Origin of the sequence: Peribacillus huizhouensis (assembly GCF_014138605.1) — a bacterium.
Lineage (GTDB): Bacteria > Bacillota > Bacilli > Bacillales > DSM-1321 > Peribacillus > Peribacillus huizhouensis.
This window is the reverse complement of record NZ_JACJHX010000014.1, coordinates 51,032-66,916: the sequence shown is the minus strand read 5'-3', so window position 1 is coordinate 66,916 and position 15,885 is coordinate 51,032. Positions and strand designations below refer to the sequence as shown.

At 36.3% G+C, this 15,885-nt stretch carries 16 protein-coding genes; 4 read left to right on the top strand and 12 right to left on the bottom strand.

All coding sequences use genetic code 11. From position 1 onward, the window contains the following. Nucleotides 1-587 precede the first annotated feature (587 nt). A complete protein-coding gene (locus HNP81_RS18155) occupies nt 588-1,178 on the top strand; it encodes a GNAT family N-acetyltransferase (RefSeq protein ID WP_246399441.1) in 591 nt (196 codons plus the stop codon). Next, on the top strand, nt 1,165-2,643 hold the full coding sequence (locus HNP81_RS18150; protein WP_220478631.1) for a methyl-accepting chemotaxis protein: 1,479 nt from the start codon (nt 1,165-1,167) through the stop codon (nt 2,641-2,643). Before HNP81_RS18155 ends, HNP81_RS18150 begins: the two co-directional genes overlap by 14 nt. Before the next feature lie 187 nt (nt 2,644-2,830). Here HNP81_RS18150 and HNP81_RS18145 read toward each other — a convergent pair whose 3' ends face one another. The 4 genes from HNP81_RS18145 to glsA all read right to left on the bottom strand — a co-directional run bounded on the left by HNP81_RS18145 (nt 2,831) and on the right by glsA (nt 7,917). Next, nucleotides 2,831-4,786: a TRAP transporter permease gene (locus HNP81_RS18145; protein ID WP_028390124.1), complete on the bottom strand. Its 1,956-nt coding sequence runs from the start codon at nt 4,784-4,786 to the stop codon at nt 2,831-2,833. Then, nucleotides 4,770-5,306 carry a DUF1850 domain-containing protein gene (locus HNP81_RS18140; protein ID WP_182503548.1) on the bottom strand — a complete coding sequence of 179 codons (537 nt, stop codon included), beginning with the start codon at nt 5,304-5,306 and terminating at the stop codon, nt 4,770-4,772. Before HNP81_RS18140 ends, HNP81_RS18145 begins: the two co-directional genes overlap by 17 nt. 261 nt (nt 5,307-5,567) lie before the next feature. After that, nucleotides 5,568-6,581, bottom strand: coding sequence for a TAXI family TRAP transporter solute-binding subunit (locus HNP81_RS18135; protein ID WP_182503547.1), 1,014 nt, complete (start codon nt 6,579-6,581; stop codon nt 5,568-5,570). Nucleotides 6,582-6,981: 400 nt separating this feature from the next. After that, the gene (gene glsA, locus HNP81_RS18130; protein WP_182503546.1) at nt 6,982-7,917 is read right to left on the bottom strand and encodes a glutaminase A; all 936 of its coding nucleotides are present in this window, start codon (nt 7,915-7,917) and stop codon (nt 6,982-6,984) included. Between the two features lie 150 nt (nt 7,918-8,067). Between glsA and HNP81_RS18125 the strand changes: the two genes are divergently transcribed. Then, nucleotides 8,068-8,919: a metallophosphoesterase gene (locus HNP81_RS18125; protein ID WP_182503545.1), complete on the top strand. Its 852-nt coding sequence runs from the start codon at nt 8,068-8,070 to the stop codon at nt 8,917-8,919. A gap of 358 nt (nt 8,920-9,277) precedes the next feature. Next, the gene (locus HNP81_RS18120; protein ID WP_182503544.1) at nt 9,278-9,526 is read left to right on the top strand and encodes a hypothetical protein; all 249 of its coding nucleotides are present in this window, start codon (nt 9,278-9,280) and stop codon (nt 9,524-9,526) included. A 283-nt stretch (nt 9,527-9,809) separates the two neighbouring features. Here the strand turns inward: HNP81_RS18120 and HNP81_RS18115 are convergent, their stop codons facing one another. From HNP81_RS18115 to HNP81_RS18080, 8 genes are all read right to left on the bottom strand, one after another. Next, nucleotides 9,810-9,977, bottom strand: a complete 168-nt coding sequence (locus HNP81_RS18115) for a hypothetical protein (RefSeq protein ID WP_182503543.1) — start codon at nt 9,975-9,977, stop codon at nt 9,810-9,812. A 138-nt stretch (nt 9,978-10,115) separates the two neighbouring features. Further along, nucleotides 10,116-10,301, bottom strand: coding sequence for a hypothetical protein (locus HNP81_RS23665; RefSeq protein ID WP_220478630.1), 186 nt, complete (start codon nt 10,299-10,301; stop codon nt 10,116-10,118). A gap of 196 nt (nt 10,302-10,497) precedes the next feature. Next, nucleotides 10,498-11,886 (bottom strand): amino acid permease, encoded by a 1,389-nt coding sequence (locus tag HNP81_RS18105; RefSeq protein WP_182503542.1) that lies wholly within the window; start codon nt 11,884-11,886, stop codon nt 10,498-10,500. 464 nt (nt 11,887-12,350) lie between these two features. Further along, nucleotides 12,351-12,899: an NADPH-dependent FMN reductase gene (gene ssuE / locus HNP81_RS18100; RefSeq protein ID WP_182503541.1), complete on the bottom strand. Its 549-nt coding sequence runs from the start codon at nt 12,897-12,899 to the stop codon at nt 12,351-12,353. 87 nt (nt 12,900-12,986) lie between these two features. Then, nucleotides 12,987-13,280, bottom strand: coding sequence for a hypothetical protein (locus HNP81_RS18095; protein WP_182503540.1), 294 nt, complete (start codon nt 13,278-13,280; stop codon nt 12,987-12,989). Nucleotides 13,281-13,289: 9 nt separating this feature from the next. Then, on the bottom strand, nt 13,290-13,715 hold the full coding sequence (locus tag HNP81_RS18090; protein ID WP_182503539.1) for a riboflavin kinase: 426 nt from the start codon (nt 13,713-13,715) through the stop codon (nt 13,290-13,292). 102 nt (nt 13,716-13,817) lie between these two features. Continuing rightward, nucleotides 13,818-14,570: an SDR family NAD(P)-dependent oxidoreductase gene (locus tag HNP81_RS18085; protein ID WP_182503538.1), complete on the bottom strand. Its 753-nt coding sequence runs from the start codon at nt 14,568-14,570 to the stop codon at nt 13,818-13,820. A gap of 201 nt (nt 14,571-14,771) precedes the next feature. After that, on the bottom strand, nt 14,772-15,863 hold the full coding sequence (locus tag HNP81_RS18080; RefSeq protein ID WP_182503537.1) for an LLM class flavin-dependent oxidoreductase: 1,092 nt from the start codon (nt 15,861-15,863) through the stop codon (nt 14,772-14,774). Nucleotides 15,864-15,885 lie beyond the last annotated feature (22 nt).

The window sequence follows — 15,885 nt, the reverse complement described above, 5'->3', positions numbered from 1 at the left end:
TGAATTAAATTTTATCAGCTATTCTTTAATTTAGTTTATTAATATTGTAAATAATACGTAAAAATATAATTATTTGAAAAATCAAGACAATATTTATTAAACTGATGAAATCTCAATTCAGCACATATTTTCACGAATTTTCAAAAAATAAACAGCATATTAATTCATAAGATTTGGAGGGTAAAAAATACAATTAATCGTGAGAAGATCTTCCATATGATGCATATTTAATGGTCGTTATCTATAATAGATGGTTCAAAATTATGGTAAATTTTGCAGACAGATAAAATTCCTTCACAGTTACAATTTTTTTATTATCGCCTTGTCTCTTCAGTTATTAATGCATAGACACAAGGTTAATACGGTATCTCGCAACTCACCTCTTCTACCCTTCCTCTTGAACACATACTAAAAAATTGTGAAATGTGGCGCTTTTTTTGTTGTTTAATGAAAAGCTTTACAAGATAAGCTTAAAATTTTTCATAAAATGTCGAATAATAACATATAGGCCAAATAGCATAGAATTTGTTTTTTTTATTAATACATCTACATAAATCGTAGATTAGAACACTGGAGGAGTACAGATCTTGAATGCAGTAAAAGAAAAAAGCAACATGATGTACAAAAAAGTTAGCACAGAAGAGGAGCTTGCAACATTTCATCGCATTAAGAAAGTGTCATGGGATGAGAAGGGATTCGAGATGGAATATGCGAAAAATGGTTCTGATTTATTTTTATTTGTAAGTGAAGACGGACATTATGGCGGGACATATGAAATCACACCTTACGGAATTTGGACAAACCCTTTTATGAAGAACTTATTTGAAGATGTTGTAACTAATGATATGAAGGTCATGGAAGTTGATAGTTTTGCCGTTTTACCTGAATATCGTGGAAAGCTTGGCAGAAGTGCGATTTGTTTAATGATTGATTATGCAGAAAAAAATGGCTACACACATGCAATTGGAATTGCTGATCCTAAGGTTTTTCGTTCATTTAATGATTCATACCATATCTCATCTATAAAGGTAAAAGATGATGTTTTTTACAAAGGTGCTTATGCAGTGCCCACGCTTTTTCATCTAAAGGAAGTTTATGAAAACAAGCATCTTGAAAAATATGCTTGGCTTACAACTTTAATTGAACAGAAAGAAGGGGATTTAGTTGGAGAATATTAATTTGTTAGTAAGAAGAAATAACTGGGTCGTTCTAGTTTTTGCAGGCATTATAACAACAGTCCAGTTATTGAACCTCATCCTTGGTATTCCATTTACTTTTGTTGCGACAGTTCTTGGCATCATTTATGGGATATTAGCCCCATTTGCCTATATCTCCAATCGACCGAGATGGAAAGATAAACTGGCTCTATTTATGAAATATTTTAATTTAATTGTAATTGGGGCTTTCATGTTCACAATCGTTAGTATTGATCCACATATGATTAATATTATGACAATTTACTTTTATGTTGCCGTAATGGGCATTTATCAGGACAAAATTATTAACGGATTGACCATTTTAATTACTTTAGCAATCGTATCGTATTACTTTTTTACACAAGGTGATGTCATTTTTCATTCAACGAATCCTGTTGATTTAATGTATTTTTTACTCACCTTTTGTTTTGTATCATTAGCTTCTATATTGCAAGCATATTTCAATAATAAATTACAAAAAGAGGTTGTCGTTCAAAAATTAGAAGCGATTGAATCTCAAGAGAAATTACAACAAATGTTAAATGGCATCACTCATTCGCTAGCATCTGTAAAAGAGTATCAAGTCGGATTGAATCAAGCAACGGATGTTGCAAATACACGTGGCTTAGAAATCGTTGCCTTATTAGATGAAATGCTTCAAACCTTTGATGCTCAAACGGAAAAGTCTAAAGAATTAAACAATGGTATGGAGTCCACAAATAATCAAGTAGACGATATGACCAACTCCATTACAGAAATGCACAATTATGTAGAGTCAACGAAAATGGCAACGCATGAAAGTGGGAAACGTATTGAAATATTGGAAAATGACTTAGTTACTTTCAATCGTGATATTCAAAGTACAATTCATCTCATGCAGGAATTGAATGAAGAAACTGAATCAATTGAAAAAATCATTCAGACAATTTCTGACATATCAAAACAGACAAACCTGCTAGCTTTAAACGCATCGATAGAAGCAGCAAGAGCAGGCGAACATGGAAAAGGATTTGCTGTTGTAGCTGAAGAGGTTAGAAAATTAGCAGAATCCTCTAAAGTATCATCCGACTCTATTTCCGAATTATTATCCGGAATCCATTCAAAAATGAATACAGCTGCAAACACCATTTCTCAATCGCAAAAATCCATCGAGAAAAACACTGTTGGAATGGTTGAAGTAAAAGATATTTTTTCAAATGTGGATTCATATATGCAAAATATTTCCAACCAAACAAAAGATCTGCAAGATTTTATTTTAGATGTACGAAGCATGATGCAAGAGGTTGGTGCAGGAGTAGAAATAAACTTGAATACAACAGAAATTAATAAAGAAAGTCTTGATGACACACTCAAGCTTGTATCCAATCAACAAGAAGAGATTCAAAGTATGTCTGATGGATTTGTAAGGCTTGAACAAGAAATATCTGTGTTATTGGATAAGAAATAATAGTCCAGTCCCCTTACCAAAGATATCAAATCTTCTTTTTATAGAATACGCTTGGATTACATAAATCCAAGCGTATTTTCAATAACTATAAGTGGTTTATCTATTTCCACGATGTTCACATGCTGCCTGTTACAAAAAGAAAAGATAAAGTAGTTTAATGATATTATTTAAGATCCTTCTTAATGTCTTAAGCTGTTAGAGGCTTTGATTTGTTATTTTCTTTAAAAACAAATTGTAAAGTTACGACGACGACAAACATAACTAATCCAATAATATCAGATACCCCTTCTGGATAGATTAAGAGGATTCCTCCGAATAATGCTAGAATTCTTTCATACCATAATAATTTTCTGAACCAATGTCCGATCACTCCTGCGCCAATTGCCGTCATACCGGCTAATGCTGTGAATACTACCCAAATCAGGTAATACCAAGTTGTATCAATCATTAAGAGTTCAGGTGACAGAACGAACATATAAGGGATGATAAATGCCGCAATAGCCAGCTTAGACGAGCTGACCCCAGTTTTTATCGGATCTCCTCCCGATACGCCTGCAGCAGCAAATGCAGCGAGCGCAACTGGTGGGGTAATGTCTGCAATAATCCCGAAGTAAAATACGAATAAGTGAGCAGGCAAATCAGGCACACCTAATAAAATAATGGCTGGTGCTGCAATTGTTGAAGTAATAACATAATTTGCAGTTGTAGGTGAACCCATTCCTAGGACAAGAGCAGCGAGCATCGTAAGCATTAACGTAGGAATAATTGCCCCGCCTGCTAGATCGAGCAGTCCGTTTGCAAGTTTAAGCCCCAGCCCTGTCTTTGTCACAACGCCAACGATAATTCCCGCTGCAGCAGTAGCCGCGGCTACCCCAAGTGCCGTCCGAGCCCCATCGACAAGAGCTTCAATTGCATCTTTAACGCTAATCCTCGTTTCTTTTCGAATCGCACTGACACCCACAGTAATAACAATTGACCATAATGCAGCTCGAATGACGCTCATTCCGCTCATAAGAAGAACGATTACTGCTAAGATGGGTAATAGCAAGTAAATTTTACTCAACACTTCTTTTCTGTTTGGCATTTCTTCATCCGTTAAACCCCTGAGACCAAGTCTCTTCGCTTCAAAGTGTGTCATAATCCAAATACCAGTAAAATAAAGCAATGCTGGAATAGCCGCTGCCTTAGCAATTTCCCAATAAGTAATTCCGCCAATAAACTCTACCATTAAGAACGCTGCTGCCCCCATTACCGGAGGCATTAGCTGACCGCCTGTTGAAGCAGCAGCCTCAACCCCTCCAGCAAATTCTTTCTTATATCCAAGCTTTTTCATCATCGGAATGGTGAATGAACCTGATGTAACGACGTTGGCTACAGAGCTGCCACTAATTGTTCCCTGAAGAGCACTTGAAAAAATCGCAACTTTTGCAGGTCCCCCAATTCTTTTTCCAGCAATTGAAAGAGCCAGATCATTAAAATATTGTCCGACTCCAGTTTTCACAAGAAAGGCCCCAAACAAGAGGAATAGAAAAATAAACGTAGAAGATACACCTAAAGGGGTACCGAGGATCCCTTCAGTTGTATAAAACATCGTTTGGACAAGACGTTGCAAATCTAGCCCGCGGTGGGCCAAAAATCCCGGCATGTAAGGACCATATATGGCATAGGCTAAAAACAAAGTAGCAATGATCGTAATCGGCAAACCTACCGCACGGCGAGTGGCTTCCAATACGAGGATAATGGCTGCTAATCCGATATAAAAATCAAGATCTGTCAAACGACCAACCCTCATAACAAGATCATCAATCATTAGCGGCCAATAAGCGCCCACCACAACTGCAGTGAGAGCCAAAATATAATCAAACCATGCCGGCCTATGTTTTACTCCCCGGTCTTTTTTTCTAGCCGGGAATAATAAGAAAATGAGTGCCAACGCAAACCCTAAATGAATCGAACGCTGCAGCTGAGCGGTAAGCATTCCGAATACACCCGTGTAGAGCTGGAATAACGAAAAGGATAGCAATCCTAAAAAAACAACCCAGCCTAAAACTCCTTTTAACTTCCTCGTTCCTGCCTCAGGGTCATATTTTTCAAGTAATGCTTGTTGTTGTTCTTGAGATAATGATTCATGACTGCTGCTCAAGGATGTTCACTCCTTTCAATTGCTGTAATAGATTCAGTTTCTCTATTTTTATACGAACCCAAGTCCCCGGTTGGATTGATTTGGCAAGCGGATACTCATTATTTTTATAGATAACTGTATGATTAGCCTTTACTTGACCAGTCCTAAGATCAAAAGAAGGAAAAACACGGTTCATATTTTTAATAAAATATTTACCATCTATTTGTTCAAAAACCTCTCCCTTTGACGCGTTTTCTGGCATTCCAATCGCAAAATCTTCATACATAAGCTCATACTGTTGAATATAGCCTTGTTTAGTTACTTGATAACTCTCCACTACATCAGATAAATGAATGGAATGTGTATATTTAATCTTAAATTTATCTTCCTTAGAAAAAGGGATATAAGCCAGTATTCTTCCCGTATCTTGAAATTCAAAAACGAGTCCTTGCCTTATTGGAATGAATAATATAATTGCGATGACTGTTAGGATAAAGAGCAGCGGAAAAACTTTTTTTCTATTTGAACTTCTTTTTTTCATAAAGACCCCGCCTGAATAATAAAAAAATTAAACGTACAACAGAAATCGGATTTTATTTTTGTTCCTGTTCTCCTCAAAAAGATAATGTGACCGGCGATCATAACCTATATTTGGCTAAACCACCGGTCAACCTTTGTTGTGGAAAAGAGCGGGGCTTCGCCAATTCAGCTTTGCACCGCCACCTTTATCAGGTAATCCAATTTTTAATCTTTTTCATCGTTTTAGTTGGGATCAGTTGCTCATGGCTGTTTATTAAAACGATTACTGAGCTTTAATCCCTTTTTCATCAAAATATTTCTGTGCACCAGGGTGAACATCAATTCCCACACCTTTTAAAGCATTTTCAGCTTTAATTAATTTCCCTTTTGCATGTGTAACTTTATCCATGTTTTCAAATAAAGCCTTGGTAATATCGTAAACAACTTCATCAGAAAGGTCATTTGAAACAACAAGCATGGCCTGTACCGCAACAGTTGAGACAGCATCAGCCAATTTATATGTTCCAGCTGGAATTTCTTCTTTGATATAGTAAGGATATTTTTCAATTAAAGCATCGATTTTATCTTGTGCAATCGGAACAATAACGACATCTTCAGTAGCTGAAAGACCTTCAACTGCACCTGTTGGCGTCCCAGCTGTTACGAATGCTGCATCAATTGTTCCATCTTGAATACCAGTTGTAGACTCGTCAAATGATAAATCTTGTTTCTTAATATCATCGAAAGTCATTCCGTGGACTTCAAGAATTTGTGCTGCATTTGGGTTCGTACCTGATCCAGGGGCCCCTACAGATACTTTTTTCCCTTTTAAATCTTCCACAGATTTAATTCCTGATTTAGCTGTTGTAACGATTTGAATGGTTTCGGGATAAAGTGTGCCAATTGCACTTACGTTATCAATCTTATCCCCTTCAAACATTAATTTTCCTTCTTTTGCATAGGAAGCAATATCTGTCTGAGAAAATGCAATTTCGGCATCCCCAGCTTTTAAAGTTGTCATGTTTTCAGCAGATGCACCAGACGTTTCCGCGTTTGATTTAATACCTGTTTCCTCTGTTATAATTCCAGCGAAAGCTCCACCTAGCGGGAAATATGTACCACCAGTACCACCTGTTAGAATGCTAATGTATTCAGGTTTTTTAGCACCGCCCTCTCCTCCATTGTTACCTTCAGAATTATTACCGTCTACCTCTTTCGTACTTCCACCACATGCAGCTAGAATTATAGAAAGCGCTAACATTAAAACTGTTACGAGAAGAAAACTTTTCTTTTTCACCTTATTTCCCCCTTTAATATGTAATATTCCCAAATTTTATACTAACATAAATTTTATAAAAATTGTTAATATTTTTATTATTTATCTTGTATTTTCCAAAACGGCATTAACCGCCCCTCTACTCGATTCTACTTCGTGAGTTATTGAAAAATCTAATAGAATACAATACCTAGTGAAATATGGGTAAAATCCTTTATATAATAAGATAGCTTGTTAGTTTCAACAATTTCATGCACTGTAATAGAGTAGTAAATGCCTACCTTTTCCACAAAAAAAGAGAAATAAGACTTTATCCCATTTCTCCAAAAAGCTTCATGTTTATTTTTAAAAATCAAATGTTTACTTCTTCTATTGGTCATATTCTTTAATCTGCATCAAAGCTATTTGTTGCTATCCTGTTTTAAAACATGCTCAACTTATAATTCTTAGATAACAGTTCCAATAACTTTATACCTGCAATACTGTTACCTTTTTCGTCTAGAGCAGGGCCGAAAATTCCAATGCCGAATTTCCCCGGCACCGCACCCATAATCCCACCGGATACGCCGCTTTTTGCGGGAATGCCAATTTTAATGGCAAATTCTCCAGAAGCATTATACATTCCACATGTCACCATAAATGTTTTACAAATACGAGCGATATCTGCAGGGATGATTTGTTTACCACTTTGAGGATCGATTCCATCCATTGCAAACACCAAACCGATTCGAGCCAAGTTCAAACAATTCATTTCTATGGCACATTGCATTGTATATAATTCCATTAGTTGTTCTATATCTGTATTCTCGGCTATCATTTTATGCTGCTTTAAAAAATAACATAGAGCCCGGTTTAAATAAGACGTTTCAAATTCAGAACGTGCTACTTCCTCACAATACCGAATGGTTGCATCCTTCGTCAGCTCCTGAACAAAAACTAAAAGTCTTTGAAATCGCTCTTTTACTGTATCTCCTTTAATCATATGGGTCACAACAAGGGCACCCGCATTGATCAGAGGATTTAATGGTTTGGTCGGAGCCATTGTTTCTAATTTCACGATCGAATTAAAAGGATCTCCAGTTGGCTCCATTCCCACATGCTTAAAAACATCATCCTGTCCTTTATCCATCAAAACAAGGGCCAAGCTAATCACTTTTGAGATACTTTGCAGTGTAATCTTTTTTTCGATATCTCCTGCTGATAGACAGCGCCCGTCAGGATAATGAATAGCAATAGACAAATCATCTTCCCTAGCTTTACCAAGTGCAGGAATATAGTCTGCTACTTTCCCGTTTTTTGTACAGTTTCTTGCTTCTTCCACTAATGCCTTTAATTCATCACTAGATTGACATGGCATATTCATCACCCATAGTAGTATATGCCAAATACTTTTAACCTATCCAACTCATTTATATAGTAATCCCTTCCATGGGATTTATGCCATCTATTACTTGCAAAGATGACAGTATTTTTCATGTATAATCGATTGAAGAAGGGGTGATTGAATTTGAAAATATTATTCTTTGTCGTATTAGCCATATTTCTTCTTTATTTAATAAAAAAAGCCTATAAAAACACGAAGGATATCGTGATGAATAAAGTTAAAATTCATAAAGAATCAGCCAATGGACAACATCCTACATTAAATATTCTGCAACTTTCCGATTTACATCTCGAAAATATATCGATTTCCCCATTTGAACTCTATGAAAAACTAAAAGATGAGCCAATAGACTTGATTGCACTTACTGGAGATTTCCTCGACCGTAAACGTACCATTCCTAAGTTAGTCCCTTATTTAAACATATTGAATAAATTAAATGCAAAATATGGCATCTATGCCGTTTTGGGAAACCATGATTATCTTTTACGTACTCAAAACCTACAAGTATTAATCGATACACTTACTGAAAATAACTGCAAAGTTTTACAAAACGAAAGCGACATAATTTTTGTCCAAGGAAAACCGGTTAATATTATTGGAATTGATGATTTTAGTACAAAACGGAGCATACTTGAAGCTTCTTACAAAGGCATTGAAACTGGAACAAATTTAGTATTAACCCATGATCCAAATATTGTTCTACACATGAAAAATTACCATTTTGACTATCTGCTCGCTGGACATTTCCACGGCGGGCAAATCTGTTATCCAAAAGCGTATCACCTCGTAAAAATGGGCAAGCTTGTAAGAATGAATATGATAAAAGGATTCCATACGCATGATGGTAAGCCTTTCTATATTAATGAAGGGCTTGGTCAAACTGGTGTTAACATCCGTGTTGGAAGCCGACCTGAAATTACTCTTCACGAATTATCCTTAGCCGCTGGTAAAACTGAAGTAGATACAGCCATATAAGGAGGGTGTCTCAAAAGGGTCTGACCTCGCACTTTAAATCAGTATAGTGTTTCAACCACTTTTCTTATACTGCATTTAGTTGCGTGGTATGACTTTTTTAGGACACCCTTTTGTAAATCTAACTAAACATATTATTTAATAGGGTAACAAATTATTTCGGAAAATTCAGGACTATTTATACCCTCCTAGATGTGGTGATTTTATTCAGTTTTTTTAAAGTAACAATAATTGTATGTTCAATTTAAGACTAAGAAATTGTTCAAGGTACATATTAAGATTGATTATTTCACCTAATAATCCGGAGGTTAATTCAATGAAATATAAATAGCAAATCTCTATTTTGTCAGGTGTGCTATCGGTGAGTCTTCTATCAGCATGTAATCTTGGTAATAATGAGGTGAATGATCAAGATGATGGAGTAAATTATCGACCAGTTCGTTATGAAAAAGACAATAATGATGTTCTTGATAATCGAACTCCTTTAACTCCTAGTAGAGACTTTGATCCAACTGATGTAAGGTTTGATAGGGACAATAACTTTGGCATAAATAACAACAGAGATACAGATATAGATCTAGAGCCATCTGAAGAAAGAAAAGGTTATTAAACAGATTCGCGTTAGTAGACGAAGCCCTAACTGGACTCCGTCTACTAGTTTTTTGATGTAACATCAATTGCTGATCTGTACTTTGTTTATATAAACAATTATTACTTCTCGGTACTTACAAATACTACAGAAATCTAAAGTGTAATTTAATGAGCTTCGAGAAAAGGGAAAAAAGTACTAAACCGTATCCAGTGGTCCGAAATAAGACCGTCTCTTGACGGTGCTATTTATACTTGTTTTTCATTTGTCAACCAAATATTCCGACGGATTTAGTAAAAAGAATTCATCTTGATGTAACATCTTTAACTGTATCAGAAATACGGTCAACGACTGCTTTTCCAACATCTTCAACCGTATCAATTGCATTTTTTGCTACATCGCTTACTGTTTCAACGCCACTTTTTACACTGTTTCGTCCTTGGTCAATAGCAGATTTATTTTGTTCAGTCATTCGTTATTCCTCCTTAAAATCAAATTCAATCTTAGTATAAGATCATGTAATTTATTTATTCATACATTTGAGGAGCAACACGTATTCAATTTAATGACTAGCAAAATATGAATAACTGTGGCGATATTTTAAATAGCTTTAAAATGTTTCGTTATTTTCCCAAGATTCAACGGTTAAATAGGCGTTATGAGGATCCATGCCTTTCCATATTAAATAGGTCATTGCAGCAACTTCTTGTAATGCATGCTCATATGAAATTGCTTTTGCTTCTTTTAAGCCATATTTAACAAAAGGATCAATGGTACTTAATACTTGATGTTTCAAATGAGGGTATAAAGTTTGTTTAATTACTTGCCCTGCCTATATCTCTGACTGAGGATATAGTGGAAACTGGCTGACATATTGCCGTTGATTATAAGGAATATGATAAGAATTGAAATAAAAGCAGATGGCACAGCGCGAAGTTTTTAATAGCTTCACACTACCATCTGCTTTTATTTAACACAGAACTCAAACATTCTTATGCAGAAATATCATCATCCGGATTACCCTCTAATGGTACTCTCTTATCCATTCTTAACACGTAATAACTTACTGCGACAATAGCGAGGAAAATGACTCCCACAATAAGAGATATTCGAGTACCAGGGTTAAACCACATACCAACTAACACCATCAGTAAAAAGGCAATTGTTGCATAGTTGCTGTATGGGGCAAAAGGCATTTTGAAAGGATGGTTGCCCATTTCTGTAGCTCTTACCTTTCTGAATCTAAGCTCACTAATAAGTATGACAAACCATGGAATCATTCCAGGTAAAACACTAGCACTGTAAACATAAAGGAATAGTTGTGGCGGTGCAAGGAAGTTCAAGACAACACCAATGGCTAAACCTAGAAGGACAGCGATCGTACAATATGCTGGCACTCCATTTTTTGATACTTTTGCAAAGATTATCGGAGCTTGACCGTTCAATGCTAAAGTGTAAAGCATACGCCCTGCACTAAAAATCCCACTGTTACATCCAGACATCGCTGCTGTAATGACGACAAAGTTAATAATACCTGCTGCTGCAGTAATACCGATTTTAGCAAAAGTTGAAACAAATGGACTACCGATGTCATCTAATCGATCCCACGGATAGACCGTTACAATGACAAAAATTGCGCCAATATAAAAGATTAATATACGCCAAATGATCGTTTGAATCGCTTTGGTTATGGTCTTTGTTGGATCTTTCGCTTCACCAGCAGTAATTCCGATAAGTTCAACGCCTTGATAAGATGCTATGACAAGGGAAAGCGCAAAGAAGAATCCTGAAAAGCCCCCTGTGAAGAAGCCGCCATTTGCCCAAAGGTTTGATAAGCCAATTGCATCGCCTCCATTTCCGATTCCGAAAAAGATAAGGCCTATACCAGCAATAATCATCAGCACAATTGTAATAATTTTAATAAGTGCAAACCAAAATTCAAATTCCCCGAAAGTTTTTACAGAGATGAGGTTTGCAGCTCCAAGAATAAGCATGGCGATCACACCTGGGATCCACGCTGGTAGATCTGGGAACCAATACTTCATATACATTCCAACGGCAATGATTTCGGACATGCCGACAATTACCCATTGAAACCAATTACTCCACGCAGTCATATAACCCGCTAAAGGATGAATATAGTTACTTGCAAAGGTTGCAAATGAACCCGTAGTAGGCTCTAGATAAAGCATTTCACCCATAGAGCGCATAATGAAAAATATAAATATTCCACAGACAGCATAAGCAAGCATAACAGATGGTCCAGTCCATTTAATAGTACTAGCTGAGCCCATAAATAACCCAACGCCAATAGTACCGCCCAATGCAATCATCTGAATATGCCGTGCCTCTAGCCCTCTCTTTAATTCTTTGTTTGCCAAAATTATTTCCTCCAATTGCCTATTTTACCCAATTCAGACCTTTATAGATTCTATCTATCAAAGTATTTTTGTTATATAATAATAATATTATGTTCTCTGTAAAAATACAATTGTATTTTCAGAAAACCACTTACCAATATTATCATAACAATCATTTCAATGATCTATTTGAACGTAAAGGTAAGACAATTAGTATTTTATTAAAATATTTACAAAAGAAGAACAATATGTTTATGAAGCTGAATACTAATAAAATGTATAAATAGGATGAAACAAATTCTTCCTATCACATGTGCTCAAAAGATAAATCATTTAAATAAAAACAGGTGGTAGCACGTATCTTTTTATAGATTATCGCGCTACCACCTGTTTTTTTCACGTACATTCAATATTGCACAACACTCTGCATGGTTTGGGATGTAATTAGGCACTTATCTTAACAGATGAGGGCCTCTATATTTGATTTATCTGTGAATTGGAATTGAACATCGGGTTTCTTCTTGTACGAGCTGTAATACATTTGCAAGTCGTTCTTCTGCTAAAGGATCGATCTGAAATTGATTATTTTCTACGTACTCAATCTGTGTATCCAGAACGAAGGCACCTTTCAATATCATTCTTGCACCTAGTGCCGATAGTACCGGCTTTAGCGCATAGTCAATGACTAACAAGTGACCAAACGATCCACCAAGAACAAGTGGCAAAATCGTTTTCCCCTCAAATCCTTTTTGTGGTAGTAAGTCTAGATAGGTCTTCAAGATACCACTGTACGAAGCTTTATAAGTAGGCGTTACGATAATAACCACCTCGGCTGCCGCTACCTTTGCATTCGCATCTATGATGGATTCACTCTTAAAGTTAGCGCTGATTAAATCTTGTGCAGGCAATTCGTGAACATAAATTGTCTCAAACACAAAATGGTTCTCAGAAAGGAACTTTTCTGCTCTATCCAGCACTCCCTTTAATCGAGACTTTCGGGTATGGCCTCCATAAATTATGACCGCTTTTGTCACGCCGCCCACCCTTTCCATGTTTAGAATTTCTATTTTTCAGAAAGATCTTAAGTACATTCATGCATGGATAATTTGTTAGATATTCTATTAAGCGTTTTGTTTCAATCCACTCTCGATGAATACTTTCCAATAATTATTTAAACAACCAATCAAGCCACCTGGCCCAAATTTAATCTTCGCTCTTTTATCACAGTACTGATTTAGACTTTGCGAAAATTTTAGAATGTATTTGCGGCGCTGAGTAATTTCCTTTACCCCTTTTTGGTAGAACCAGGAATCGATAGTATTATATACACCACGGTTTATACCAAATTCAGCATCACACCATTGTATAAATAATAAATCAGGCAAATGTATAAGGGCATTCATATCGTTTTTCATACATTCACCTTACACATGAACAACGTGTTTATTATTTTGATTGCTTCGATCGATAAATCGCAATTTTTCCCTAACATAAGCAACATCACTATGGATTTGTTTAACAAGTTCAGAAATATCGTTAAAGAACCTTTCTTCTCTTACCGGAAAACATATTTCCACATTTATATTTTCATGATAGATATGCTCATCAAAATCTAGTAAATGCACTTCGTAACTCACTTCAGAATGGTCATGAAATGTTGGTCTTATTCCTATATTCATAATGCCTGGAATTTTACTACCCTTCCAATCGACAATGACTCCGTAGACTCCATAATCTAACTTCGGAATTTCAGATAATAGGCGTAAATTGGCTGTAGGAAAACCAATTGTTCGACCTATTTGTTTCCCCAAAATGACTGTTCCATGGATGGAAGTAATGAATGAATTCATTTAGAAACACCCCATTTTTAGAGTAATTACATGGTGTAGTTATCTCTAACCGTTTATCCCGTATTAGCGGGCAGTAAGCCCCCCACTGATTGAAGTTTCGCTTTATTTGGCTGTGTAGCCCCCATCGATTACTAATTCCGTTCCAGTAACAAATTTAGCCTCGTCTGAAGCAAGATAGAGAACGCCATAAGCTACATCTTCTGGATTTCCCAAATAAGGAAGAGCTGTTTGGCTGTAAATGTATTCACTTCTTTCATCATCAGTAAGTTGTTCTGCGGTCATTGGAGTTAAAATATAACCTGGGAAAACAGAGTTCACTCGAATATTACTTTTTGCATAATCAATTGCTGTATGTCTTGATAAGGATCTAACAGAACCCTTTGAGGCAGCATATGCAGCAGAACTACTACCACCTACAAGACTGTCGATGGATGAAATATTAACAATTGAACCCCCACCTGTTCTAAGCATTTCTGCAATGGCATACTTCATTCCTAAGTAAACTCCTGTTGAATTGATGTTCTGAATCTTATTCCATTCATCCGAAGTGCAGTTTTCAATATTATTTGAGATAATGACCCCTGCATTATTCACAAGAATATCTACTTTCTCATAGGTTTTAACAGTATGTTCTATTACTTTTTTCCAATCTTCTTCTGAGGACACATCTAGTTTTATGCCAATCGCTTCTCCACCAAAATCTTTTATGTCTGATACTACTTGTTGAAGAAGATCCATCTGTACATCGACCGCAACAACTTTTGCTCCTTCTTTTGCAAATATTTCAGCCTCACAGGCTCCTTGGCCACTGGCTGCTCCTGTAATTATCGCTACTTTTCCGTTTAAACGCCCCATTAAAAACACCTCTTATAATTTTTCTGAAACAGTCCATTTACTTTATGATAAATAACTACACCTGGATAAAGTGAAACTTCTATCAGTGTGGGGTTCCTTCATCCCCTACTACTCCCATGAAAATAACCAATTTCAAACTTTTTAGTGAAGCTTGCTTCATGTTTGCTACCTATAAAATCGGGATAAAAGTATAACAAGCCCTTAATAGTAAACTACTCGATTATGTTTTAATCTTGGAAGGACCTCTTCCTTTAGTAGTCTCATAGATTTCTTCCATACTTCAGGATTGTCGAGATAATCATAACCAGGAGTCAGTAAAGTGCCAAAACCTCCAGAGATTTTATAGAAATGATCTAGTTTCTTTGCCACAGTATCAGGAGACCCGATAAACCAACAGTTTTCTGCTATATAATCTACTGTTACATCTTCATCTGGAATATTCTCATCCTCTTTAAAAATAGACAATCTGCCTAAGCTCTTAAATAAAGGAATGGTGTATTCTCTAAAATGTCTTCCCATCATTGAATTTACCGAATATTCATATGCCTCTTCATCCGTATCAGCGACAAAAACGTTTTTACCTACTCTCCAATCTTGGCGATCAGGGGTTTTACCACTTCGTTTCGCTCCTTCAACAACAGACTCCCAGTTTTTTGAAGCTGCACTATGTCTATAAGCTAAACTCATCGGAATAAAGCCCCGTTGTCCTGCGATTTTTAAAGTGGCTGAATGAGGACTCAACCCAGCGACTCCAATTGGAGGGTATGGTTTTTGATAAGGCTTCATATGAGGTCCTAATACTTCATGCATACGGTCCGTTTTATTCACATTCCAATAGTTCCCTCTATATTCAAACGGCTCTTGCTCAGTCCATAATTTAAGAATAATTTCGAGTGCTTCAGCTGTCATCTTAACATTTTCACCAGTACTACCATCTACGTTGAATAGAGCTAAGTCACTACCTAAGCCACTTGAGCCAACCCCAAATAAAAATCTACCTTGAGCTAAATGATCTAAGTATGCTACACGATGAGCCAGTTCAGCAGGATGATGGTATGGCAACAAGTGTGCCCCAACACCTAGTTTAATCTTCTTTGTCTGAAGCAGTGCCTGGGCTACCACGAGATCAGGGGCAGGAATCGGTTCCCACTCTGCTGTAAAATGCTCGCCCATCCACACTTCTTCATAATCTAATTCATCCGCATACCTTATCATTTCTAAATCCCATTGTGTCGCATCATAATAAGATCTTTCTGGTGGGTGGGAAGCATATAAAAACAGACCTAATTTCATCTAAAATTCCTCCTAATTTTTT